Origin of the sequence: Pseudomonas baetica, assembly GCF_051216495.1 — a bacterium.
GTDB lineage: Bacteria > Pseudomonadota > Gammaproteobacteria > Pseudomonadales > Pseudomonadaceae > Aquipseudomonas > Aquipseudomonas baetica_B.
The window spans coordinates 62969-87099 of the sequence record NZ_JBPKAM010000007.1 but is presented as its reverse complement, the minus strand read 5'-3'; the positions used below and the strand labels follow the sequence as shown (position 1 = coordinate 87099).

Sequence of the window (24131 nt, the reverse complement as noted above, 5' to 3'; positions counted from 1 at the left end):
AAGCTCCCTCGCCACAAGGTTCATCGCCCCACTATCAAAACAGTGCAAACAGATGAGCGCCAAGAAACAACACGTCGATCCAGAACACCTGATGCAACAGCACAATGAGCCAGAACACCAGTTGAAAGGAAATCTTGCGCGTCTTGTGCCGAAACACTTGTTGCGCCAGCAAGGCGCCCGGCCAGCCACCGGCGAACTCCAGTGCATGCAGCGCGTTTTCCGGGGTGCGCCAGTGGTCGGCGCGGGCCTTGCGCTTATCGCTCCAGTACAACAGGAACGCCAGCACGCTAACGATGCCGTAGGCCGCCAAAGGAATCAGCGAACCCCCTCGCAGCCACATCGACAGCGAACCGAACAGCGGCAGCGCGCACAGGATCGCGAACACCAGGAGTTTCAGCCGCAGATTGCGGATCTCACCTCCGGACTGACGCCCGGAGTGGTTGCGCGCGCTGGAGTCGTTCATGGCTTGGCCGCGGTCCAGTCGACCCAGCCGAACTGCCAGGTGGCCAGAATGACCAGGCCGAAGGCAATGCGGTACCAGGCAAAGGCGGCATAACTGTGGCTGGCGATGAACTTGAGCAGGCCTCTGACGGCAATCATCGCGAAGATGAACGCGGTGACGAAGCCGATGGCGAAAACCGGGAAGTCGGCCGGTACAAACAGCTTGTGGTACTTGTAGCCCGAGTACACCGCCGCGCCCACCATGGTCGGCATGGCCAGGAAAAACGAGAACTCGGTGGCGGTCTTGCGCGACAGGCCGAACAACAACCCGCCAATGATCGTCGAGCCGGAACGCGATGTGCCCGGAATCATCGCCAGACATTGGGCAAAACCGACTTTCAGTGCATCTTTCCAGGTGATGTCGTCCACGGTTTCGGCATGCACCTCATGTTGGCGTTGTTCAGCCCACAACATGACGATGCCGCCCACGACCAGCGCGGTGGCCACCGTGATCGGGTTGAACAGATAGTGGTGAATCAGATCCGCGAAAATCACCCCCAGCACCACCGCCGGCAGAAAGGCAATCAGCAGGTTGGCGGTAAAGCGACGTGCACCGGGTTGCGTCGGCAGGCCAATGACCACGTCGAAAATCTTGCGGCGAAACTCCCACACCACCGCCAGGATCGCCCCGAGCTGGATAATGATGTTGAAGGCCATGGCCCGTTCGCCACCGAAATCGAGCAAGTCGGCCACAATGATCTGGTGACCGGTACTGGAAATCGGCAAAAACTCTGTCAGCCCTTCTACAACCCCAAGAATCAACGCCTGAAAGGCAGTCCAAAGATCCATCAATCCCCCAAAGGCCATGCGTCAACGCATGCCCCGTCATTATTTTTCAAAGCGTTCAGCGTAGTTGAAAACCCGCGCGCACAAGATACCCGCAGGCCACGGAAAATTCCGTGAAATATCAATTTGCATTCAGGTTTTTCCGCTCAAAGCCGAAATGCTGTCAGGCAAGCCTGATTTTCGTCGGCGCGTTTCGGGCCCGTGATGCCGGGCCACCACAAAAACAAGAACCCCCAAGAATAAGAAACGGGAGCACAGCGTTATGATCAGCTTGCGTAATATGTCTATAAGCCGGCGTTTGTGGCTCATCTTGATCGTGGCCGTCATGATGCTATTGGCCCTGGGCGTCATGATGCTCAAGCAGATTCACGATGATCTTTACCAGGCCAAGGCGCAGAAAACCCAGCATGTGGTGCAAACCGCCAGCGGCATCCTCACCTACTACCACGACCTGGAAACCGCCGGGACCCTCACCCGCGAGGCCGCGCAGAAACAGGCGCTGACAGCCGTGCGCGGGCTGCGCTACGACCAAAACGATTACTTCTGGATCAATGACTTGTCACCGGTAATGGTCATGCACCCGGCCAACCCGAAACTCGATGGCCAGAACCTCTCGGCCATTCGCGACCCGGACGGCTTCGCGGTGTTCAACGAAATGGTGGCCATTGCCAAAGCCAAGGGTGCCGGCATCGTCAATTATCGCTGGCCTAAACCGGGCGCCAGTGCCCCGGTGGAGAAAACCTCCTACGTCAAACTGTTCGAGCCTTGGGGCTGGGTGATCGGCTCTGGCGTGTACATCGATGACATGCAAGCCGAATTCTACGGACAAGTCAGGGACGCCTCGGTGATCGGCCTGGCCATCGCATTGATCATGGCGGCACTGGTGATCGTGATCGCCCGCAGCATAGTCCGCCCGCTTCAAGTCGCCGTGAACGCGATGGCCAACATCGCCAGCGGAGAAAGCGACTTGACCCGCAGCCTCGACACCCACGGCCAGGACGAGGTCACGCAACTGGCGCGACACTTCAATGCGTTCACCAGCAAATTGCGCGGGGTCATCAGTGAGTTGCAGGTGTCCGCAAGCGCTCTGGGCCAATCCTCCAGCGAACTGGGCAACGACGCCACCCAGGCCCAGCAGCGCAGTCAGCAACAGTCGCAACAGATGGAGCTGGTGGCCACGGCTATCAATGAAGTGACTTATGGCGTGCAGGATGTGGCGAAAAACGCCGAACATGCCGCCAGCGAAATGCGCGATGCCCAGGCTCAGGCACAACAGGGCCAGGTCAATATCGATAGCAGCCTGCAGCAGATCGATACCCTGTCTTCCACCATCGATCAGGCGGTGGAAGTGATTCGCACCTTGGCCGCCGAAAGCACTCAAATCGGCAGCGTTCTGGAGGTGATTCGCTCCATCGCCGAGCAAACCAACCTGCTGGCCCTCAACGCCGCCATCGAGGCTGCCCGCGCTGGCGAGCAAGGACGTGGCTTTGCCGTAGTGGCCGACGAAGTACGCCTGTTGGCCCAACGTACGCAGAAGTCCACGGCAGAAATCCAGTCGATGATCGAACGCCTGCAAAACCACTCCGAAGCGGCTGTCAAGGTGATCGGCGACAGCAGCCGGGCATCGCAACTCACCATCGAACAGGCTGGTTTAGCGGGTGCCAGCCTCAACGCCATCGGCCAGGCACTGCGCAGTCTCAATGGCCTGAACGCTTCCATTGCCAGCGCGACATTGCAACAGGCGCATGTGGTCGAGGACATCAACCAGAACGTCACGCAAGCCGCCGGGCTTTCCCACAGCACCGCATTGGCGGCTGAACAATCGAGCGCTGCGAGCGTACGGCTCAAGGGGTTGAGCGAGCAGTTGAACGGGTTGCTTCGGCAGTTTCGCGTCTGATCCTTTGTGGGAGCGAGCTCTGCTCGCGATGGACGTCAACGATTACGCGGGCAGCCTGACGAAACGCGGCGCCCTGACTTTCATCGCGAGCAGGCTCGCTCCTACAGGGTATGGCGTACAGGGTGCCGGAGGGTACAATCCGCCCCCTCTTCGACTTCCCTCAAGGAACCCCCATGTCCGGGCTTGAACTGTTTGCTGCCACCCTCGGCGTCATCGCCGTCTGGTTGACGGTCAGGCAGAACCCCTGGTGCTGGCCGATCGGCCTGGTCATGGTGCTGATCTATAGCTGGATCTTTTTCGAAGTGAAGCTGTATTCGGACATGTTGCTGCAAGTGATCTATGCCGCCTTGCAGATCTACGGTTGGTGGCAATGGACCCGTGCAGGCACTGCCCGACGGGGACGCGAGGTCAGCTGGCTCGATGGCCGATCCGTGGTGCTCGGCCTGGTCATCGGTGGAGTTGGCAGTCTGTTGCTCGGTGCCGCCATGGCGCACTGGACCGACGCCGCCCAACCCTGGCTCGATGCGGCACTCACGGGCTTCAGCCTGGTGGCTCAGCTGTGGATGGCACAGAAGCGCGTTCAATGCTGGCCGTTGTGGATTGTCGTGGATGTGATCTTCGTCGGCTTGTTCGTCTACAAAGCGCTGTACCTGACGGCGGCCTTGTATGCATTGTTCCTGCTGCTGGCTGTGCAGGGCTGGCGCGAATGGCGCGCGGCCCCGGTGTTGCGCACATGAAAGTCCTGGTGCTGGCAGGGCCGGAATCCAGCGGAAAAAGCTGGCTATCCAAGGAGATTTTCGCCAATTTTGGCGGCATATTGGTCAATGAATACGTTCGGCATTTTATCGAAAGCGAAGCACGGGAAACCCGCTATGATGACATTTCATCCATAGCACATGGCCAGTTGGCCTGGGAGGATGAAGGGCGCGTCAGACAACCTTCCCTATTGATTCTTGATACGCACCTCTTGAGCAATATCCTTTGGAGTCGCACCTTGTTTGGCGATTGTCCGGCATGGATCGAGCAAGCGTTGCTGGCGCGGCACTACGACCTTCATTTGCTGTTGAGCCCTGAAGGCGTGGCCTGGCATGACGATGGACAGCGTTGCCAACCACAAATGGCAGAACGCCAGGCGTTTTTCCAGGCCAGCCGCCAATGGCTTGACCTGCATCGCCGTCCCTACCGGGTACTGCAAGGCGATTGGAAACAGCGAAAAGAAGAAGCATTCGAGGCAGTGACTCGCTTGCTGAAGCCCTGACAGGTTCCCCCGTCCTGTCGAAAATGTTCCACTCCTGAAACACCACAAACTCGAAAACCCGCGAGCTAAAGCGCTTTTAGCGATTAGACGTGAAAATGTAAAGCCACTGATACACTCATCCTTCAGAGCCCTTGATGAGCAACGACGCCAGCAAAGACGGGACTTTGGGGCTGCTCTGTCTCAGCGGCGTTACAAAAATTATTGACTACCTCGACAATTAAAACCAACCCACTGTTTTCAATAGGAAAACCAAAAGCGGCACACCTTCTGCTCTGTCCCTCGTAGCGCTGATAAGGGCCAGCGTACGTCTAACAGAAGGAATTGCCGCCGTGGGGAAATTCGATAAGAGCATTTACAGTCTCCTGCTGATCGGATGCGCATTGGGCTCAGGCATCAGCCTGCCTGTACAGGCCGACAACGGCATCATTATTATCACTCGCGATGTCCAGCCGCGAATGGCAACCCGCCCCCCGGTGATCCCTGATCCCAACCCCACCACCGTCAATGCCAATCCATCCCAACAGATCCTGCGGCAAACGAACGAGTTGAGTGACGGCGACTTTGCCGGCGTCACCAGTGGCACGGGCATCTCCGGTCTGGTCAGTCAAGGCGGTACCGGCAACCTGGCCGGCAACATCACCAGCCAGACCCAGCTGACCAACCTCCCCGGTGGACGTTCGGGAAATGGGGGCAGCGGCATCGCCAACATGGTCAATTCAAGCGTCCAGCGCGGCCTGGGTGCTCTGAATATCATGACCGGAGACCGTTGAGATGAATCGTACGCTGCTGATGATCGCCATGTTTTGCAGTGCATCGACCTTCGCCCAGTCCCCCGTCATCAATAACGCCGAAATCGACAATTCCGGCATGCAGTACAACGGTAACCTGACCGTCAACCAGGCAGCGGGCGACCTGCAACAACAGGCCAATGCCCGGGCTCTCGCCACTGGCGCCAATGCCAGTGCCTCCACGCAGATTCGCCAACGGCTGCGTACGATAGTCGACCCCAACATGGAAGCCAGGTCCAGCATTCAAGGCAACTCCTTCAGCCATGGCAGCGGCGCGCTGGGTGTCAACCAGAGCGCGGGCGCCAGCAACCAACAGGCCAATGCACTGAGTATCAGCATCAGTGCCCAGCCGCAAAGTCTCGATGACAGCGTTCTCATGCAACAGAACGTGGCGCTGCTCAACAACTCCGATCCAACTGACTCGTCACCCGGCTATCGCCAGGTCACTACCAGCGACCAGGCTTTCACTGGTAGCCGCGGGGTCATTCAGTTGAATCAGAGCGCCGGGGTGGGAAACCGAATGGCCAACACCCTGAGCGTACGGGTCGTGGATTGACCCATACAGGTAATAACAACACTTAACCTAAAATAAGTACGGAGAATCACCATGAAACCTTCGATGGCATTAAAGCCTCTGGTTTTCGCAATTGCTGCGGTCATGGCTGTTGCTGTACAAGCTGGAAACGATCGTCACCATGGCCATCATAACAATGGCCACAACCACACTCCTCCTCCAACCAAGATCCCTGTGTATGCGACTGCCAATGCTTACGATAGGCAAAGCAACACCAACAATCGCATCTACAACGAAGGGACCCAAAACTCGGCTGAAATGAGCAGCTCGGCCACCGGCACCAGCGGCAACGTCGGCGTCAACGTGGCAGGCGGCAACGGCAACCAGCAAGACAACGCAGCCGCGATTGCCAACGCTGGCGCCGACTCCAGCCTGGATAACAGCTTCGTGTTCGGCAGTGCGTCCGCCACCGCTGACGTCCGGCAATACAGCAACAACAACCGGGTAGACAACTACTCGACCACCAACACCGCCACGATGAGCGCTTCGGGTAATAACGGCAGCGGCAATATGGGGATCAACATTGCCGCCGGCGACCTGAACCAGCAGAAAAACACCATGGCAATTGCCAACTCCAATGCACCGTTGGGCAACGCAACCGCTACCGCGTCCGCCAATCAAAACGGGCCTGGCCTGGTTGTGAACAATGGCGCAGATCGGACCTATCGCCTCGATACGATTACGCTGACCAAGACCGTAAGTGGTAGTTCTTCTTTCGATAAGTCTTTCGAAGCGAGCGGCAGTCAAAGCAACTCTTCGAGTTGGGCCGCAGCCGGATCGAAGAGCTCCGAGTCCAGCGGATCGCTTAGCATTGATGTAAGCGGTTCGAAGAGCAGCGCTGCGAGTGGTTCCAACAACAGCGCCGCGAGCGGTTCGAACAGCAGTTCTGCAAGCGGCTCCAACAGCAGCAGTGCAAGCGGCTCTTCCAGTGCTTCTCTGAACGCTTCGTTGGATGCGACGTTGGACGCTTCTGCGCAGGCTTCCAACTCAGTGACTTACGGCCATCACACCCGCACCAACAGCTCCGACAAGTCGCTTAACGTATCGCTCAACGCATCGGTTGACGCATCGATCGACAAATCGTTCGACAAATCGCACGAATCCTCGTTCGACCGTTCGCGCGACTCTTCGTACGACAGATCGAACAGCTCCTCGTACGACAAATCGCGCGAATCCTCGTTCGAAAAATCGTTCGATGCATCGTTCGAGAAAGCGAACGCGTCTTCGTTCGAAAAATCGGGCAGCAAGTCGTCCGAATCGGAGTACAACAAAGCGAAGAGCTTCAGTGAAAGCAGCTCGTTTGAGCTGAGCAACACTGTTTCCTTCCAAAAGCTGACCCCAACCGGCTGGGCTAACCCTGTGACCAACACCGCAACCCTGAGTGGTTCGGTCAATGGCGGCAGTGGCAACCTGGGTGTCAACGTAGCTGCTGGTGTGGGCAACCAACAAAGCAACTCGCTGGCAATCTCCAACACTTCCTTCTAAGTGCTGTCTCTGGAGGCCCCCTCACGGGGGCCTTTTCAACACAACCAGGGGGCATCCCATCATGCGCATTATCGCCTTGGCGTTTTTGCTTTGCGTGGCCAGTGTGATCGAGGCGGCACAGATGCCGCTTTCCATCCTTCCGGGTGGCGCGGTGGTGTACAAGCCGATCCAGAGCATCCGCGAGCGTAAATTCGCCGACCTGGTGCAACAGAAAACCGATTTCAGTTGTGGCGCAGCCGCGCTGGCAACCATCTTGCGTCAGGCCTATTGGCTGGACGTGAGCGAAGAACAAATCATCGAGGGCATGCTGGCGCACGCCGACCAGGATCTGGTCCGTGTCCAGGGCTTCTCCATGCTCGACATGAAGCGCTACGTGGAAAGCATCGGCATGCGCGCGCGTGGCTATCGGGTGGCAACGGAAACATTGAACGACATCAAGATTCCGGTGGTCGTGCTCATGGATGTCCGCGGCTACAAGCATTTTGTAGTCATGCAAAGGGTGCATAAAGGCTGGGTGTACATCGGAGACCCGGTACTCGGTCATAAACGCTACAAAGTCGAAGACTTCGTCAAAGGCTGGAACGGCATCATCTTCGCCGTGATCGGCCAGGGCTACGACAAAGCCAACGCGTTGCTCGACCCGCCCCTGCCCCTGACAGCCAAGAACCGCATCAACGCCTTCAACCCGGTGCAGGACGCAGAGTTGATGGATTTCGGATTCATCCAAAGTGACTTCTTCTAACTAGCACTTTTTACTAATAACAAGGGAGCACGAAGCTCCGGGAGTATCCAATGAAGACTCCAATCTGGTTGGCCATGGCATGCCTGACCGCCAGCCTGCCGATCCAGGCAGAAATATTCAAACCCATCGAATTGAAGGATCAGGAATTGGCGAACCTGCGGGGCCGCTTTGTCATGCCGGGAAGGATCGTCAGTTTCGGCGTGGTCATGACCAGCACCTGGGAAAATGCCAAGGGCGAAGTCATCGGGGCCAGGTCCTCGATGCAGATTCAGCAGTCGACCATCAAGCCACAGTTCTATGTGTCGATGATCGACGAAAAAGGCACCGGTACAACGCGTGCGCAAGACAACAACCCCGGCACCGGTACCGTGACCGGCGGCAACGGCCTCAATAGCACCGAAGGCGTGACTCAAGTGGTGCGCGCTGCCGGCGACAACAACACGGCTTACAACAATGTTGATATCAACGTCAGCAAGGCCAGCCAGGCCCAGGCAGTGCAACAACAGGGCCAGGCACTGGCGACGGGCGGAACGTTGACCGGTTCCAATGACGCGGGCTCGCTGAGCATTTCTTCGACCGGCACCGGCGTGCAACTCAACATCGTGGCCAACAACAACCAGGGCAGTGCCATGCAACGCCTTGGCCAGGGTGGACTGATGCAAAACACGACCTTGCTCGGCAGCACCAATCAGGTCCGCAACCTCACGTCCTTCAATGTCGTACTGCGCGACAGCACGCAGACGGCCGGGTCGTACAACGGCAATCTTGACCAGCTCAGAGGTCTTCGCACTTCCGGATTCTGATCTACGCTCAGTCTCATCAGATGCATTCAGAAGGGACGGCTAACCCATGCACCGATCGTTTACGTTCAGAGCTATCGTTTGTTTGAGTAGCCTGGCTCCGGGAGCATTGCTACAGGCGGCACCGGATCCCCAGGTCGAAGCACTAAAACAAGAACTCATGGAGTTAAAACAGCGTTACGAAGCACAACAGAACGCGCTGATGGTACTTGAACAGCGCGTTCGCCAGGTCGAAGAAGCACCCGTGGCACCGCCTCCCAAACGCCTGACCAAATCCCCTGCCGAAACGACCAGGAGCGGCCAGACGGTGGCCACCGGTGCGCCCGGAACCACAGGCAGTTCCTATGGGCAGTCGCTCAAGGATGATTCAGAGCCGGCACAAAGCGTTTCCAACCTGTACGACGAAGCCAGCGGGTTCTTCGGCGGCGGCAAGTTCAGCGTCGAAACCGGCCTGACCTATACCCACTACGATACCCGTGCATTGACGCTTAACGGCTTCCTGGCACTGGACTCGATTTTTCTCGGCAATATCAACCTCGACCGTATTAAGGCCGATAACTGGACACTGGACCTGACCGCGCGCTACAACGTGGCGCAGCGTTGGCAATTTGACATCAACGTCCCCGTGATTTATCGCGAATCGACGTATTCCTCCGGAGGCGCCGGTGGCGCAGGACCGGTGACGTCGGACGCCAGCGTCACCCGCGATCCGATCATCGGCGACGTGAACGTCGGCGTTGCCTACAAGTTCCTGGATGAGTCGGAAAGCCTGCCCGACGCGGTCGCCACCTTGCGCATCAAAGCCCCAACCGGCAAGGACCCTTACGGCATCAAACTGGTTGAGGACCCCGGCAACGATAACCTCGCGGTACCTGAGGACTTGCCGAGTGGCAACGGTGTCTGGGCGATCACCCCGGGGATCTCGCTGGTCAAGACGTTCGACCCGGCCGTGCTGTTCGGCAGCCTGTCCTACACCTACAACATTGAAGACTCTTTCAGCGATATCAGCCCTCAGGTCGGCGCCAAAGTGAAAGGCGACGTGAAGCTGGGTGATTCCTGGCAGATCGGCGGCGGTATCGCCTTCGCCTTGAACGAGAAGATGAGTATGTCGTTCTCGGTTACCGATCAGTTCGCCCGCAAGAGCAAGATCAAGCCGGACGGTGGCGATTGGCAATCGATCACCAACAGCGACTACAACTCGGCCAACTTCAACATCGGCATGACCCTGGCCGCCACCGACAACCTGACAATCGTTCCCAACCTGGCCATCGGCCTGACCGAGGACTCGCCGGACTTTTCCTTCAGCCTGAAATTCCCGTATTACTTCTGATCCATCACTCACAAAAAAAACCGCTGCGACTCACATCGCAGCGGGTTTTGACGACTGTAGGAGCGAGCTCGCTCGCGATGGACTTGAGGGCGCCACGGGGTGTCAGGCTTGCCGCGTAATCGTTAACGATCTTCGCGAGCAGGCTCGCTCCCACAAGGGTGTGTTCAACGGATCTGATGCTTGTGCAACAAACGGTAGAAGGTGGGCCTGGAGATCCCCAGCACCTTGGCGGCAATGCTCAAATTATCACTGTGACGATTGAGCACATCGCACAAGGCCTGGCGCTCTGCCCGGTGCTTGTAATCTTCCAGCGTGCCCATTGGCGGGGCGATACCTTGATGACTGATCAATCCCAGGTCGCGCGCTTCGATCTGCCTGCCTTCGGCCAGTACCAGTCCGCGACGCACGCGGTTGGCCAGTTCTCGCACATTGCCCGGCCAGTCATGCTTGCCCATGGCAATCAAAGCGTCATCGCTGAAACTGCGCGGACGGCGGCCGGTTTCATGGCTGTAAAAATGGGAAAAGTGGTTGGCCAGCATCGATAGATCGCCATTGCGCTCACGCAGGGGCGCAGTCACGACCTGCAACACGTTCAGGCGGTAATACAAATCTTCGCGAAAACGTTTCTTTTCGATCGCGGCCTCGAGATCGACATGGGTCGCGGCCAACACCCTTACATCCACCGGAATGGGCTGACTGCCGCCTACTCGTTCAATGTGTTTTTCCTGAAGGAAACGCAACAGGTTCGCTTGCAGCTCCAGGGGCAGGTCACCGATCTCGTCGAGAAACAGTGTGCCGCCGTTAGCCGCCTCCAGCCGTCCAATCTTGCGCTGATGGGCCCCCGTAAAGGCCCCTTTCTCGTGACCGAACAGTTCGGACTGGATCAAGTGCTCGGGAATCGCACCACAATTGATCGCGACAAAAGGTTTACTGTGGCGCAGCGATTGCCGATGCAATGTACGAGCGACCAGTTCTTTGCCTGTCCCGCTTTCGCCGCGAATCAACACGGGCGATTCGGCGGGCGCCAATTTGCTCAACAGCTTACGCAACTCACGTATGGGTTTGCTGTCGCCCAGCAGCTCGTGCTCGGGCTGATCGACGTGTACCGTGCCCTGCCCGCGCAGGCGAGCCATACCGAAGGCCCGTCCCAGTGTGACTTGCACCCGGGATACGTCGAACGGCAAGGTATGGAAGTCAAAAAACCATTCACAGACAAAGTCCCCGACATTTTGCAGGCGCAGGACTTCCTGATTGAGGACCGCAATCCATTCGGTCCCACTGCGACTGATCAGATCCTTGACGGCGTCGGTATGTTCGAGGTGAAAAGGCTGCAGGCGTAACAAGCCCACATCACAGGTACGGTCGGAGGCGTTTTCCAGCGAACAGCTGTCAACATCCCAACCCACGGAACGTAATCCCGGCAATACACGATGGCAGTCGTCGTCGGGATCAACCACTAATAGACGTCGTAAAGCTGGCGCTTCGCTCATGACGGTTCCTTGGCGCCAAATCCGGGGAAATTTTATTAAAAACAGTCATTTGGCGGACCTGGCTGTAACGTTAGCAAGAATTTGACGTGGCCTTGTACCGTTTGACTATAGGGCTGTTGCGTAAAGAGTTATAAGAAACTGCATCGTTAGTTACCTAACGAGTATTACCTTTCATTCAGCTTTCAAAACAAGTGTTTGCGATGGGCATCTGAAAGAAAGTTGAAATTTCTTTTCATTGTGTGTGACCCGAACCCCGGTAGCGGGCATCAGTACAAGTAACCTGCCGAACGGTAAGCCCAACCGTCGGCACATCACTTGATTGGGCATACAGAGAGAAGACCCCATGAACGCCCCGCTCCGTATCAACGAAGCTCTTTTGATTGCCGACCGCGCATTTAAACCTTTCCAATGCGTGGCCTGGGCGCCACAGGACGGCAACGGCGAACTCAGCCTGACCGTCATCGACCGTACCAACAACAGTATAGGCCGCAAGCAGATCCCGAGCAGTGCCTACACCGACCCGGAGCAACTTGAACGCCTTCTGAAACAGGCTCGTGATGAGTTGAGTCAGGAAGGCTATACATTGCAATCGTGGTCGATGCCTCACTAAGCGTTATGCGGATTACTCCCGGAGTAATCCGCACCCTCCCCCCCTTGTCGTTAGTTGCCTGTTAACAGGAATAACTTAACTTGCGACACCTCGTTATTTGAACTAGCGCACGTTTAATCCTTTGCTGGCTTGGCATTGGTTCGAAAAGACACTGTTGTGGCACACAGCGACTCTCCGCCTGTGAACTCTGCCAGTTGTGCACCAGAGCATTCAGGGATTGAATATTCTTCTTATCAAGTCGCCACTTCCAACTTTCGGACCATGACGACTCGCAAGGAGATGCGTGAATGTCAACCCAGTCCGTTTTAGCCTTCCCCACTGCATTCGATCGCGCCGGGCGCCTTGATCCTGCTTTCGCCAGCCACGGCAAGACCCAGGTGTACTTCGCCGGTAGCGTTTCAAGCATGGCCAACGGCGTCGCAATAGATGGCCAGGGTCGCTTGCTGGTGGCGGCAAAGGTCGGCACCCCGGCTGGCAGCCGCTTTGGGCTGGCCCGTTTGCTGGAAGACGGTTCGGCGGATCTCACATTCGGCAACCAAGGCAGTGTGATCGGGCAATACACACCGGGCTTCGAAGCCATGGCCGGCAAGGTTCACGCATTGCCCGACGGAAACATTCTGCTAACCGGCCTGCACTACGAAAACGCCCACCGTACCCTCCCCGCTTTGGCGTTGTTCGACTCGCAAGGTCGTCTCGTCCAGCGGTTTGGCGACAACGGATGCTGTGTCGTGCGTCTGCCGGGCAACCTGGCCCACGGGATTCGCGACGCCTGGCTGCCACCCGGCGTGCCGGGAGCCGAAGCCTGTGATGCCGACGTCCAGGCGGATGGCCGGATCGTGCTGGTGGCCAACCATCACTTTGAACTGGCCGACCACGCTGGTCTGCTCATCCGGCTTGACGCCGATGGCAAGCTCGACCACAGCTTCAATGGCCGCGGATTCGTGATCGTCCGACATTTGTTGATGAACACCTGGCTCAACAGCGTCAGCGTGCAACGCGACGGCCGAATCCTGGTGGGCGGTTCGATCAACTTCCCCGAGGAAGGGTTGCTGGCCCGCTATCACACCGATGGCAGCCTTGACGATCGTTTTGCCGTGGACGGCTTCATGAGCTTCAAGGCCCAGGGACAAAGCGCCCAAGTCAGCCAGATAGTCCAGCAAGACAATGGCGACGTACAGTGTTTTGGCAGCAGCCGTGATCCCATGCGCTGCCTCGCCCTGAAACTACACATCAATGGCCGCCCGGACAGGCATTGCAACGATGGCCAGGCGCAATTGCTGGACATCGGCCGCAGTGGTTGCCAGTGGACTGCCGCTCAAGTGCAAGCGGATGGCTGCGTGGTCGCCGTCGGTGCAACCATTGGTGGTGTCGATGCCGATTATCTTGTGGGGCGTTACCTGGCGGACGGACAACTCGATCCCAATTTTGGCGACGGCGCGGGATGGGTCCGTACCCGACTTGGCCGCAGTCTCGACACAGCCACTTCACTGGCGGTTCAAGCCGATGGAAACATCGTTGTCGGTGGCTATTCACTGGACGGTAACTATCGTGCAGTTGTGGCCCGTTACTTGAGCTGATCCAAGTTGTTTTTCTTGTACTTGATCTTCTGTATCGCTTACGGCAACTTGCGCGCTTCTTATTAAAAGGAGTGGCCGATGTCCGGCTCGATGGCCCAGGCGTTCGCGCATAACTTTCTCGGTAACTCACCCCGCTGGTACAAACTCTGTATCGTCGGCTTTCTCATTCTCAATGCGCTGGTGCTGTGGACCTCAGGTCCGGTGGCAGCGGGTTGGCTGCTGGTATTGGAGTTCATCTTTACCCTGGCCATGGCACTCAAATGCTATCCGTTGATGCCTGGGGGTTTGTTGCTGGTCGAAGCGTTATTGCTGAAGATGACCACGCCTCAAGCCCTTTATGATGAATTGCTGCACAACTTTCCGGTGATCCTGTTGCTGATGTTTATGGTGGCAGGCATCTACTTCATGAAAGACCTGCTGTTGTTTCTATTCTCGCGATTACTGCTTGGGGTGCGCTCCAAGGCATTGCTGTCTTTGATGTTCTGTTTTTTGTCGGCGTTTCTATCGGCGTTTCTCGATGCCTTGACTGTGACCGCCGTGATCATCAGCGCGGCCGTCGGTTTTTACTCGGTGTATCACCGCGTGGCCTCGGGCACCGATCCGCGTCAAGACAGCGAGTTCAGCGATGACCAGCACCTGCCGACGCTTCATCATGACGATCTCGATCAGTTTCGCGCCTTTCTTCGCAGCCTGCTGATGCACGGTGCCGTGGGGACGGCGCTGGGCGGCGTCTGTACGCTGGTGGGTGAGCCGCAGAACCTGTTGATCGGCCATGAAATGGGTTGGCATTTCTCGGAGTTCTTTCTGAAGATCGCACCGGTTTCACTGCCGGTGCTGGTGGCAGGCCTGGTGACGTGTGTCCTGCTGGAAAAGCTGCGCTGGTTCGGCTATGGCACCTTGCTGCCGGACAACGTTCGGATCGTTTTGGCCGATTTCGCCGCCCAGGACAATACCGAAAGGACCCCGCGTCAGCGTGCGGCACTCATCGTGCAAGGGCTGGCGGCCTTGATCCTGATTGTCGGGTTGGCGTTTCATGTCGCTGAAGTTGGCCTGATCGGCTTGATGGTGATTGTGCTGATCACCGCGTTCACCGGCATCACCGACGAGCACCGCCTGGGCACGGCGTTCAAGGACGCGATGCCGTTTACGGCACTGCTGGTGGTGTTTTTCGCCGTGGTGGCGGTGATTCATGACCAGCAATTGTTCACGCCATTGATCCAGTGGGTACTGGCGCTGCCGACCGATCAACAACCTGGCATGTTGTTCATTGCCAACGGCTTGCTCTCGGCCATCAGCGATAACGTATTCGTGGCGACCATCTATATCACTGAAGTGAAACGGGCATTCATTGCCGGGCACATGAGCCCTGAACATTTCGAGGCGCTGGCCATCGCGATCAACACCGGTACCAATCTGCCTAGCGTGGCCACGCCCAATGGCCAGGCGGCATTCCTGTTCCTGCTGACCTCGGCGATCGCACCGCTGGTTCGGTTGTCCTATGGACGGATGGTGTGGATGGCGCTGCCGTATACGGTGGTGATGGGGATTCTTGGCTGGTACGCCGTGAGTTACTGGCTGTAAACCCAATCCTCCTGTAGGAGCGAGCCTGCTCGCGTAGGCGGTGTGTCATTCAACATTGATGTTGCCTGACATGGCCCCTTCGCGAGCAGGCTCGCTCCCACGGAGGATGTATCGTTCGATGGCCCGCGCCGCTCCCTCTTCGGTGTTACCGGCCGTCACCACATCCGCCAGCCGCTTCACCGCTTCTTCCGCCTGCCCCATGGCAATCGACAGCCCGGCACGTTGAAACATCGCCGGGTCGTTACCGCCATCGCCCATTGCAGCCGTTTGCTCCAGCGGTATCCCCAGAAACCCGGCAATCGTCGCCAACGCATCGCCCTTGTTGGCTTGCATTGCAGTCACGTCCAGATACACCGGCTGCGAGCGCGAGACCTGAGCCTGGCCTTCGACCTTCGGCAGTAACTTCGCTTCCAGCTCAACCAACAGTGCGGTGTTATTGCTAGTGGCGACGATCTTGTCGATGCAGGCAAGAAACGGCTCGAAGCTTTCGACCACCACCGGTGGATACCCCAACCCGTGCTGCTCGCGGGGCACCATGGGGCCATTCGGGTCTTTCACCAGCCATTCGCCTCCACTGAACACCCAGACCTCAACGCCCGGTTGATCGGTGAACAACGCCAGCGAGGTCAGCGCTGCCGTGGTTGGCAAGTAGTGGGCGACCAGCAAACTGCCATCGGGATGAATAATCGTGCCGCCGTTGAACGCGGCGGTTGGCAGGTCGACGCCCAACGCTTCGATGGTTTGCAACATCGCCCGGGGTGGACGCCCCGTGGCCAGGCTGAACAATACGCCCGCCTCGCGCAACGAATGTACCGCTTCGATGGTGCACTGGCTGAGACTGTGATCGGGCAGCAGCAAGGTGCCGTCCATATCACTGAGCAAAAAGCGGATGGGATGTGGCGTGGCGTCACTCATCCGAGACCGTGCCAGACGCGGCCGTCGCGAGTCAGCAACTCATCGGCGGCCTGCGGGCCGTTTTCGCCTGCAGCATAGCCCTGCACCGACGCATCCTGCTGCCAGGCATCGAGGAACGGCTGAACCGCGCGCCAGCCGTTCTCGATGTTGTCGGCACGCTGGAACAGGGTCTGATCGCCGGTCAGGCAATCGTAGATCAGGGTTTCGTAGCCGGTGGACGGCTGCATTTCAAAGAAATCCTTGTAGGCAAAGCCCAGTTCGATGTTGTCCATCTTCAGGGCCTGGCCGGGTCGCTTGGCCAGCAGGTCGAACCACATGCCTTCGTTGGGTTGGATCTGGATACGCAGGTAGGTCGGCTGCAGCTCATCGACCTCGGTATCGCGGAACTGCGCATACGGCGCCGGTTTGAAGCAGATGACAATCTCGGTGTCGCGCACGCTCATGCGCTTGCCGGTGCGCAGGTAGAACGGCACGCCGACCCAGCGCCAATTGTCGATCATCACCTTGAGGGCCACATAGGTTTCGGTGTTGCTGTCTGGCGCGACCCTGTCTTCCTGGCGATACCCCGGCAGGGGTTTGCCATCGACCTCACCGGCGGTGTATTGACCGCGCACCGAGTTGGCCCGGGCCTCTTCCACCGACCAGGGGCGGATCGCACCGACCACCTTGGCCTTCTCGCCACGGACCGCGTCGGCACCAAAGGCGGCTGGCGGCTCCATGGCCACCATCGCCAATAACTGGAACAGGTGATTGGGCACCATGTCCCGCAGGGCGCCGGTGTTCTCGTAAAAACTGCCACGGGTTTCCACGCCGACGGTTTCGGCCGCAGTGATCTGCACGTGGTCGATGTAATGATTGTTCCAGAACGCTTCGAACAGGCTGTTGGAAAAGCGGCTGATCAGAATGTTCTGCACCGTCTCCTTACCCAGGTAGTGGTCGATGCGGTAGATCTGCCTTTCCGACATGACCTTGAGCAAACAGGCATTCAAGGCTTCGGCGGTTTGCAGATCGGAACCGAAGGGTTTTTCGATCACCACCCTTCTGAACGCTTCGGGGGTTTCTTCGAGCAAACCGCCTGCACCGAGGCGGCGCACCACTTCACTGAAAAACCGTGGTGCGGTGGCCAGGTAGAACACCGCGTTGCCAGTGCCGCTGTCGGCAATCTTTGCCGCCAGCGCTTGATAAGTGCTGTCGTCCAGGAAATCGCCCTGGACGTAGCTGATGTTGTTGGCGAGCTGGGCCCACAGGCCGGGATCCAGGGACTGATCACCCTTGCCGACCTTGCTGGCCACTTCGCTGCGGATGAAGTCTTCGAGTTTTTTTGCGAAGCCTTCATCGCTGATGGCGTTGTGGTCAACGCCGACGATCCGCAGTCCATCGCCGAGCAAACCGTCACGCTTGAGGTTATACAGCGCCGGCATCAGCAGACGCTTGACCAGATCACCATGGGCGCCGAACAGAAACAGCGTGGTAGGTGGCGCGGGTTCAGCCTTGGATTTCCTGCGGATCGCATGGGTCATTTTTTAGGCGTCTCCACATGGCCGCCGAAGCCGAAGCGCTGGGCCGAAAGAATCTTGTCGCCAAAGGTGCCTTGGCCGCGGGAACGGTATCGGGAGAACAACGCGGTCGTCAGCACGGTTGCCGGTACCGCTTGCTCCATGGCGGCTTCGACGGTCCATTGACCTTCACCGCTGTCCGCTACGGAACCGGAAAAACCGTCGAGATTCGAATCACTGGCCAGCGCATCGGCGGTCAGGTCGAGCAACCAGGACGAGACCACGCTGCCACGACGCCAGACTTCAGCGATGTCGGCAACGTTCAGATCGAAGCGCTGGTCCTCGGGCAGGCGGGTGCTGGACTTGGTCTTGAGGATGTCGAAGCCTTCGGCGAAGGCCTGCATCATGCCGTACTCGATACCGTTGTGGATCATCTTGACGAAGTGCCCGGCACCGGCGGGACCGGCGTGGATGTAACCGCGCTCGGCACGGTCGTCATCGGATTTGCGATCCTTGGTCCGCGGGATGTCACCCATGCCCGGGGCCAGGCTGGCGAACAGCGGATCAAGACGGGTCACGGTCTCGGCATCACCGCCGATCATCATGCAGTAACCGCGCTCCAGGCCCCAGACGCCGCCGGAAGTGCCGACGTCGATGTAGTGCAGGCCTTTTTCCGAGAGGGTCTTGGCCCGGCGGATGTCATCCTTATAGTGGGTGTTGCCGCCGTCGATGATGGTATCGCCGGCTTCGAGCAAGGTGCTCAGGGTGTCGATGGTGTCTTCGGTCGGTGCGCCTGCCGGCAGCATGACCCACACCGCTCGTGGTTTGGCCAGGCCAGCGACCAGGGCTGGCAAATCGGCAACGCCTGTCGCGCCCTCTTCGGTCAATGTCTCGACGAAGGCGGTATTGCGGTCGTACACAACGGTGGAATGGCCGTTGAGCATCAGGCGCCGCGCAATATTGCCGCCCATGCGGCCCAGTCCAATAATCCCGAGTTGCATGTGCTGATGCTCCCTACTACAAATAAATGTGTGTCAAAGGTTATAGCCCAACGCGACTATTGAGGTTAGTCCAGAGCGCTGGCTTGAAGTTTCCGGGCATTGTGCCCGATCCAGACAGATAACGTCGGGAATCGTGCCGAAGACACAACGACATTTAAAAATAAAAAAGTTCCCTTCAGGGGCAAAAGAAATCAAAATTGGCGCCGATAGTAGATCAGCCGCTGATTCGGGGCGGTTCTACAGTTGAGACACGCCATTTGCGAGGTGAGCAATGGGCACAGTACACACCGCACTGCCAGCACAAACCCTTTATGTCACGATCCGTCGCGACGAATTGCGTCAGTTGAAAGACGAGCGCGACCAGTTGAAACAGGAGCTGGCGCAACTGCGCATGCTGATTCAGGGTCAGCAACCCTTGGCTGAGACCCAACGCATCACCAACGCCTGATCCCCCCGCTTGAATCGGAAGCAGCACCGCCCTGCTTCCGATACGCCGTAATCCTTCGCCCATTCTGGCAACTCACGAACTTTTCACATTCGCTTGTTGATACTCCGGCCCCTTGTTGCCGCATGTTTCATGCGCGCACCCCGTCCGTCGACGCCGTTGGTGGTGTGACAGTGGAAGTGAACATTGGCTGGAGTGTTGAATGGCTTTGTTTAAACGCAGCGAGACGTCTGCGAAAGGTTTTGATTGGGCAGGGTTGCTCTGGCTATTCCTGTTTTTCTGGTATTTCTCCGGCATCACCCAACTGCTGATCCAACTGACGGGCACCTCCGGATTTTCCGGTTTCCGCCAGGCGTTCGTGATGAGCGCCATCTGGCTGGCGCCGATGCTGCTGTTCCCCAAACAGACACGTCTAATGGCTGCGCTGATCGGCGTGGTGCTCTGGGCGTGCTCCATGGCCAGCCTGGGTTACTTCTTTATCTATCAGCAGGAGTTTTCCCAAAGCGTCATCTTCATCATGTTCGAGTCGAACGTCGCCGAAGCCGGCGAGTACATGACGCAGTACTTTGCCTGGTGGATGGTGGTCGCCTTCCTCGCCCACAGCGCTTTTGCCTGGTTTCTCTGGACACGCTTGCGTCCGGTGTACATGCCACGCGGTCGGGCCCTGGTCGCTGCAACCGCCATTCTGGTGGCCGTGATCGGTTATCCGTTGATCAAGCAAACGGCGCGCACCGGCAGTTTCGCCAGTGGTTTCGAAAAGTTCGAAACCCGCATCGAACCGGCAGTGCCGTGGCAGATGGCCGTCGCTTATCACCGCTACCTGGACACCCTGGCGGGCATGCAGCAGATGCTGACCAGTGCCAGCCGGATTCCACCGCTGCATAACCTCAAGGACTCGATGGCCAACCAGCCGGCGACCCTGGTGCTGGTGATCGGTGAGTCGACCAACCGCCAACGCATGAGTTTGTACGGCTATGGACGGGAAACCACGCCGGAACTGGACAAGCTCAAGGATCAACTGGCGGTCTTCGACAACGTCATCACCCCGCGCCCCTACACCATCGAAGCGTTGCAGCAGGTGCTGACCTTCGCCGATGAGGACAACCCGGATCTGTATCTGTCGACGCCTTCGCTGGTCAGCATGATGAAACAGGCAGGCTACAAGACCTTCTGGATCACCAACCAGCAGACCATGACCAAGCGCAACACCATGCTCACGACCTTTTCCCAGCAGGCCGACGAACAGGTGTACCTGAACAACAACCGCAACCAGAACGCCGCCCAATACGACGGTGACGTGATCGAACCGTTCAACAAGGCCCTGGCCGATGCGGCGCCCCGCAAGTTGATCGTGGTGCATCTGCTCGGCACGCACATGAGCTACCAGTACCGTTACCCTTCGACTTTCGACAAGTTCAAGGACCGCAATGGCGCCCCGGCCGGTTTGCGCGACGATCAGTTGCCGACGTACAACAGCTACGACAACGCCGTGCTGTACAACGACTTCGTGGTGTCGAGCCTGATCAAGGACTACGCCAAGTCGGATCCGAACGGCTTCCTGCTGTACCTCTCCGACCACGGTGAAGACGTGTTCGACTCCCCGGGCCACGGCACCCTTGGCCGCAACGAGAGCAAGCCGACGGCACCGATGTACACCATTCCGTTCATGGCCTGGGCCTCGCCGAAATGGCGCGAAACCCACGACTGGAGCTTTGCCGGCGACCTGAGCCGGCCGTACAGCAGTTCGCACCTGATCCATACCTGGGCGGATCTGGCCGGCCTGAGTTTCGATGAGCTCGATCGCAGCAAGAGCCTGGTCAGCGACAGTTTCAAGCCACGACCCTTGATGATCGGCAACCCGTACGAACGTCAGCAGCGGCCGTTGATCGACTTCAGTTTGATCAAGCCCAAAGCGAAGCCAGACGTGGCGGAAGTCGTCCAGCAGTAACGGTTACAACACCATCAAAACCTGTGGGAGCGAGCCTGCTCGCGAAAGCTTTGTTTCAGTCAGCATCAATGTTGACTGTTGCATCGCCTTCGCGAGCAGGCTCGCTCCCACAGTGTTTTTCAGGGACTGGAGACTCCAGGCACTATTAATTCCCATTTAACGGAATCGGCGGATAATGAGCCTTCGACTTAGATCTATTGGCTCATGGACGAAAGGCATCCGACATCTGTAAGTGGGAGGCACACCATGAAAAGTACTACGCTGATCCTCGCCGTCCTCATGACGCTGGGCTCCGCCAGCGCCTTTGCCGAGGGAGGGGCTGAACGCATGAGGTACTACTACGAAACCCTGCACTACAACCAGCAAGTGGCGTTGGGCAACATCAAGCCAAGCCAGGCTCAGGAACTGCGGGTTCCGGACGATCAGACCGCACAAGTGACCGAGTCTTATCGGCCGAAATGATCGTTACACCTCTGACTGTTTGCTCTTCAGTCAGAGAAGACCGTTGGGCGTCCAGTTGGACGCCCTTTTTTTGTCCCGATCAAAGCGGTTTGATCCAGAACATCATGCGTCCATGCGCCGGGTCGAACTCACCCGGAGCAAAACCGAACTTGCCATAGGACGCCTGCGCCACCGCATTGCCTTCCAATACTTCCAGAGTGATTTTGCAGCAACCGCGCTGACGGGCGATGTCCTCGACCTTTTGCAGCATCCGCTGGCTTAAGCCCAGGCCGCGAAACTTTGGCACCACTGCTACATCGTGCACGTTGACCAAGGGGCGGCAGGCGAAGGTGGAAAAGCCTTCAAAGCAATTGACCAGCCCGGCGGGCTCACCACCGACAAACGCCAGCACGCTGAATGCATGGGGGCGCTTGGCCAGCTCGCCTGGCAGCTGCTCCAGTACATCGGCGGGCAAGGCGTGACCGCCGCCCATAGGATCCTGGGCGTAACTGTTCAGCACCAGGCCGATCGCCTCGGCATGCACCGGATTGGTGTAACTGGCTTGCAACACAAGTATTTCAGCGAAATCCATTTCCATCCTCGATCACGTTGGTTGCCCCGGTGCGTCGTTCGCTCCGCAAGGCCCGGCGACGATATCGCGAGTGCGGGAGGAAAATCAAAAGATCGCAGACTTTAATGTCCCCAGATCAACGCTTCGGTCCATCCCAGCTCAGCAAAGTCCTCCGCCCGCAAGTGCGACTCACCGACACAGAAAAACTCATCCAGTTGCGGTGGTTTCACCGACGTCCCGCTGAGCATCGCGTGTACCTGCCCCCGGTGATGGATCTGGTGTTCGAACAAGTGCGAGAGCATGCGCAAACGACTTTCGTGTTGCGGCTTGTCCCGGGCGATGGTGACGACCTTGCCCAGATCGCCATCGCGCATTTGCTCGCAGTAGGCAATCAGTCGTCGGTCGACCTGTGACTGCTCGCGCCGCAAGTCCTGAGCCAGGCGGAACGGCTCGTCGTCCTTGAAGAACACATAACAATCGGGATGCGGATCATCGCCGCGCAACTCGCGCTCAAGGGCATCCACGTAAAACCAGTCGCAGGTCAGGATGTGGTTGAGCGTCGCACGCAGGCTTGGGAAGAAACTGACTCGAGGGGCCGCCAATTCCTGCGGATTCAACTGACACCAGGCCTTGGCCAGGCGGTGATTGGCCCAAGCGTTCTGGTAAGCCATGGTCAACAAATGATGGGATAGAGGTTGATTCATGCTGATACCTCCTGGGACTTAAACCTGGGCGAAACGCTCCAGCTGCATTTCCTGCAAGCGACTGAGGGTGCGGCGGAACGGAAACTCCAGGTAGCCCTCGGTGTAGAGCGAATCCATCGGCACCTGCGCTTCCAGGTACAACGGCACCTTGCGGTCGTAACACTCGTCCACCAGGGCAATGAATCGTCGCACACCATCGTCATGCACCGACAACTGTGGCAATTCGCGATCCCCCGCCTCCACCCGAACGGCGCCGTCTTCAGTGCCCCGGGCAATACGGCCGGCCCGTTTTTGCGCGCTCAGGTTGGGCACATCACCCAAGAGAATAACGCTGAAGGTGTCGCACAGGGCCATGAAATCCATCGCGGCGAACGGTTGCTCACAGAGATCGGCATAACGACACCAGAGCACGGTTTTGCTCGCCTGCACCACGTCGAGGGAACGATAACCGACCTTGACCGGTTCGCGGCAAACCGTTTGGCCGACAGTCAACACCTTGAACACATCGTCCAGCGCACTGGGTTGCCCAGGGCCGGCGACCCAATAACGTTGCAGGCCCTGCCCCGGATGCAGGCGATGGTCTTCGCCGCCGTCCACCGCGATCACCTGCATGTGCTGTTTGATCGCGGCGATGGCAGGCACAAAGCGGTCGCGGTTGAAGCCATCGGCGTACAACTGGTCCGGCGGCAGATTGGAGGTGCAAACCACCACCACGCCCTGTTCGAACATCACCTGGAACAGGCGCCCGAGAATGATCGCGTCGCCGATGTCATTGACGAATAACTCGTCAAAGCACAGCACCCGCACTTCTTCGCTCAGCTCACGGGCCAGAGCCTTCAACGGATCGGCCGTGCCCGTGAGCTGAAACGAGCGCTGGTGCACCCAGCCCATGAAATGGTGGAAGTGCTGACGTCGCGCCGGCACTCGCAGGTTCTGGAAAAACTGGTCCATCAACCAGGTTTTGCCCCGCCCGACAGGACCCCAGAGGTACACGCCGGTGATCGCTGTGCGGCCTTCATGCAGTGCCTCATGGCACTTTTGCAAAGCCCAGACAGCATGCTCCTGAGCCTCGTCCTGGACGAAACCCTTTTGTTCGATGGCGTGCTGCCAGGCACTGAGGGGAGAGTCGACATTCATGCGCGGCAGTATGCCAGCAGTCGCCGAGGTCTTCAGTGAAATGTCTTATCAGCC

At 58.1% G+C, this 24131-nt stretch carries 24 protein-coding genes; 15 read left to right on the top strand and 9 right to left on the bottom strand.

The window, feature by feature from the left end; all coding sequences use genetic code 11:
* Positions 1–34: 34 nt before the first annotated feature.
* Both ACSFE6_RS05075 and ACSFE6_RS05070 read right to left on the bottom strand, forming a co-directional pair.
* The gene (locus ACSFE6_RS05075) at positions 35–463 is read right to left on the bottom strand and encodes a DUF1294 domain-containing protein (RefSeq protein ID WP_435426566.1); all 429 of its coding nucleotides are present in this window, start codon (positions 461–463) and stop codon (positions 35–37) included.
* A complete protein-coding gene (locus tag ACSFE6_RS05070; protein WP_435426565.1) occupies positions 460–1290 on the bottom strand; it encodes an undecaprenyl-diphosphate phosphatase in 831 nt (276 codons plus the stop codon). Before ACSFE6_RS05070 ends, ACSFE6_RS05075 begins: the two co-directional genes overlap by 4 nt.
* A gap of 259 nt (positions 1291–1549) precedes the next feature.
* Here ACSFE6_RS05070 and ACSFE6_RS05065 point away from each other — a divergent pair, with 259 nt between their 5' ends.
* From ACSFE6_RS05065 to ACSFE6_RS05025, 9 genes are all read left to right on the top strand, one after another.
* Positions 1550–3184 (top strand): methyl-accepting chemotaxis protein, encoded by a 1635-nt coding sequence (locus ACSFE6_RS05065; protein ID WP_435426564.1) that lies wholly within the window; start codon positions 1550–1552, stop codon positions 3182–3184.
* A 173-nt stretch (positions 3185–3357) separates the two neighbouring features.
* Complete coding sequence (pnuC, locus tag ACSFE6_RS05060) at positions 3358–3921, top strand: nicotinamide riboside transporter PnuC (protein ID WP_435426563.1); 564 nt, start codon at positions 3358–3360, stop codon at positions 3919–3921.
* Positions 3918–4442: an AAA family ATPase gene (locus ACSFE6_RS05055; RefSeq protein ID WP_435426562.1), complete on the top strand. Its 525-nt coding sequence runs from the start codon at positions 3918–3920 to the stop codon at positions 4440–4442. The genes pnuC and ACSFE6_RS05055 overlap by 4 nt, the downstream gene beginning before the upstream one ends.
* A 329-nt stretch (positions 4443–4771) precedes the next feature.
* Positions 4772–5212 (top strand): hypothetical protein, encoded by a 441-nt coding sequence (locus ACSFE6_RS05050; protein WP_435426561.1) that lies wholly within the window; start codon positions 4772–4774, stop codon positions 5210–5212.
* 1 nt (position 5213) lies between these two features.
* Positions 5214–5786, top strand: a complete 573-nt coding sequence (locus ACSFE6_RS05045) for an adhesin (RefSeq protein ID WP_435426560.1) — start codon at positions 5214–5216, stop codon at positions 5784–5786.
* A gap of 51 nt (positions 5787–5837) precedes the next feature.
* The gene (locus ACSFE6_RS05040; protein WP_435426559.1) at positions 5838–7289 is read left to right on the top strand and encodes a heme utilization protein; all 1452 of its coding nucleotides are present in this window, start codon (positions 5838–5840) and stop codon (positions 7287–7289) included.
* 61 nt (positions 7290–7350) lie between these two features.
* Positions 7351–8031, top strand: a complete 681-nt coding sequence (locus ACSFE6_RS05035; protein WP_435426558.1) for a C39 family peptidase — start codon at positions 7351–7353, stop codon at positions 8029–8031.
* Positions 8032–8081: 50 nt separating this feature from the next.
* Positions 8082–8834, top strand: a complete 753-nt coding sequence (locus tag ACSFE6_RS05030) for a hypothetical protein (protein WP_435426557.1) — start codon at positions 8082–8084, stop codon at positions 8832–8834.
* Positions 8835–8880: 46 nt separating this feature from the next.
* The gene (locus tag ACSFE6_RS05025) at positions 8881–10161 is read left to right on the top strand and encodes a hypothetical protein (RefSeq protein WP_435426556.1); all 1281 of its coding nucleotides are present in this window, start codon (positions 8881–8883) and stop codon (positions 10159–10161) included.
* Positions 10162–10325: 164 nt separating this feature from the next.
* Here the strand turns inward: ACSFE6_RS05025 and ACSFE6_RS05020 are convergent, their stop codons facing one another.
* A complete protein-coding gene (locus tag ACSFE6_RS05020) occupies positions 10326–11651 on the bottom strand; it encodes a sigma 54-interacting transcriptional regulator (RefSeq protein ID WP_435426555.1) in 1326 nt (441 codons plus the stop codon).
* A gap of 343 nt (positions 11652–11994) precedes the next feature.
* On the opposite strand from ACSFE6_RS05020, the gene ACSFE6_RS05015 reads away from it, so the two are divergent.
* The 3 genes from ACSFE6_RS05015 (at position 11995) to nhaB (ending at position 15419) form a co-directional block, all read left to right on the top strand.
* Positions 11995–12261, top strand: a complete 267-nt coding sequence (locus ACSFE6_RS05015; protein ID WP_435426554.1) for a hypothetical protein — start codon at positions 11995–11997, stop codon at positions 12259–12261.
* A 287-nt stretch (positions 12262–12548) separates the two neighbouring features.
* Complete coding sequence (locus ACSFE6_RS05010) at positions 12549–13838, top strand: hypothetical protein (protein ID WP_435426553.1); 1290 nt, start codon at positions 12549–12551, stop codon at positions 13836–13838.
* 78 nt (positions 13839–13916) lie between these two features.
* Complete coding sequence (gene nhaB / locus ACSFE6_RS05005; RefSeq protein ID WP_435426552.1) at positions 13917–15419, top strand: sodium/proton antiporter NhaB; 1503 nt, start codon at positions 13917–13919, stop codon at positions 15417–15419.
* A gap of 45 nt (positions 15420–15464) precedes the next feature.
* Here nhaB and ACSFE6_RS05000 read toward each other — a convergent pair whose 3' ends face one another.
* The 3 genes from ACSFE6_RS05000 to gnd are packed head-to-tail and all read right to left on the bottom strand — an operon-like array spanning position 15465 to position 18855.
* Positions 15465–16334 carry an HAD family hydrolase gene (locus ACSFE6_RS05000; RefSeq protein WP_435426551.1) on the bottom strand — a complete coding sequence of 290 codons (870 nt, stop codon included), beginning with the start codon at positions 16332–16334 and terminating at the stop codon, positions 15465–15467.
* Positions 16331–17854, bottom strand: a complete 1524-nt coding sequence (gene zwf / locus ACSFE6_RS04995; RefSeq protein ID WP_435426550.1) for a glucose-6-phosphate dehydrogenase — start codon at positions 17852–17854, stop codon at positions 16331–16333. Before zwf ends, ACSFE6_RS05000 begins: the two co-directional genes overlap by 4 nt.
* The gene (gene gnd, locus ACSFE6_RS04990) at positions 17851–18855 is read right to left on the bottom strand and encodes a phosphogluconate dehydrogenase (NAD(+)-dependent, decarboxylating) (protein WP_435426580.1); all 1005 of its coding nucleotides are present in this window, start codon (positions 18853–18855) and stop codon (positions 17851–17853) included. The genes zwf and gnd overlap by 4 nt, the downstream gene beginning before the upstream one ends.
* 247 nt (positions 18856–19102) lie before the next feature.
* Here gnd and ACSFE6_RS04985 point away from each other — a divergent pair, with 247 nt between their 5' ends.
* The 3 genes from ACSFE6_RS04985 (at position 19103) to ACSFE6_RS04975 (ending at position 21686) form a co-directional block, all read left to right on the top strand.
* Positions 19103–19279, top strand: a complete 177-nt coding sequence (locus ACSFE6_RS04985) for a DUF6026 family protein (protein ID WP_435426549.1) — start codon at positions 19103–19105, stop codon at positions 19277–19279.
* 199 nt (positions 19280–19478) lie between these two features.
* Positions 19479–21224 (top strand): phosphoethanolamine transferase CptA, encoded by a 1746-nt coding sequence (locus tag ACSFE6_RS04980; protein WP_435426548.1) that lies wholly within the window; start codon positions 19479–19481, stop codon positions 21222–21224.
* A gap of 246 nt (positions 21225–21470) precedes the next feature.
* Positions 21471–21686 carry a hypothetical protein gene (locus ACSFE6_RS04975; RefSeq protein WP_435426547.1) on the top strand — a complete coding sequence of 72 codons (216 nt, stop codon included), beginning with the start codon at positions 21471–21473 and terminating at the stop codon, positions 21684–21686.
* A 79-nt stretch (positions 21687–21765) separates the two neighbouring features.
* On the opposite strand, the gene ACSFE6_RS04970 is transcribed toward ACSFE6_RS04975, so the two are convergent.
* From ACSFE6_RS04970 to zapE, 3 genes are all read right to left on the bottom strand, one after another.
* Entirely contained in the window at positions 21766–22257 is a 492-nt protein-coding gene (locus tag ACSFE6_RS04970; RefSeq protein WP_435426546.1) for a GNAT family N-acetyltransferase, read from the bottom strand.
* A 101-nt stretch (positions 22258–22358) separates the two neighbouring features.
* Positions 22359–22940, bottom strand: coding sequence for a DinB family protein (locus ACSFE6_RS04965; RefSeq protein ID WP_435426545.1), 582 nt, complete (start codon positions 22938–22940; stop codon positions 22359–22361).
* Between the two features lie 18 nt (positions 22941–22958).
* Positions 22959–24077, bottom strand: coding sequence for a cell division protein ZapE (zapE, locus tag ACSFE6_RS04960; protein ID WP_435426544.1), 1119 nt, complete (start codon positions 24075–24077; stop codon positions 22959–22961).
* Between the last annotated feature and the right edge of the window lie 54 nt (positions 24078–24131).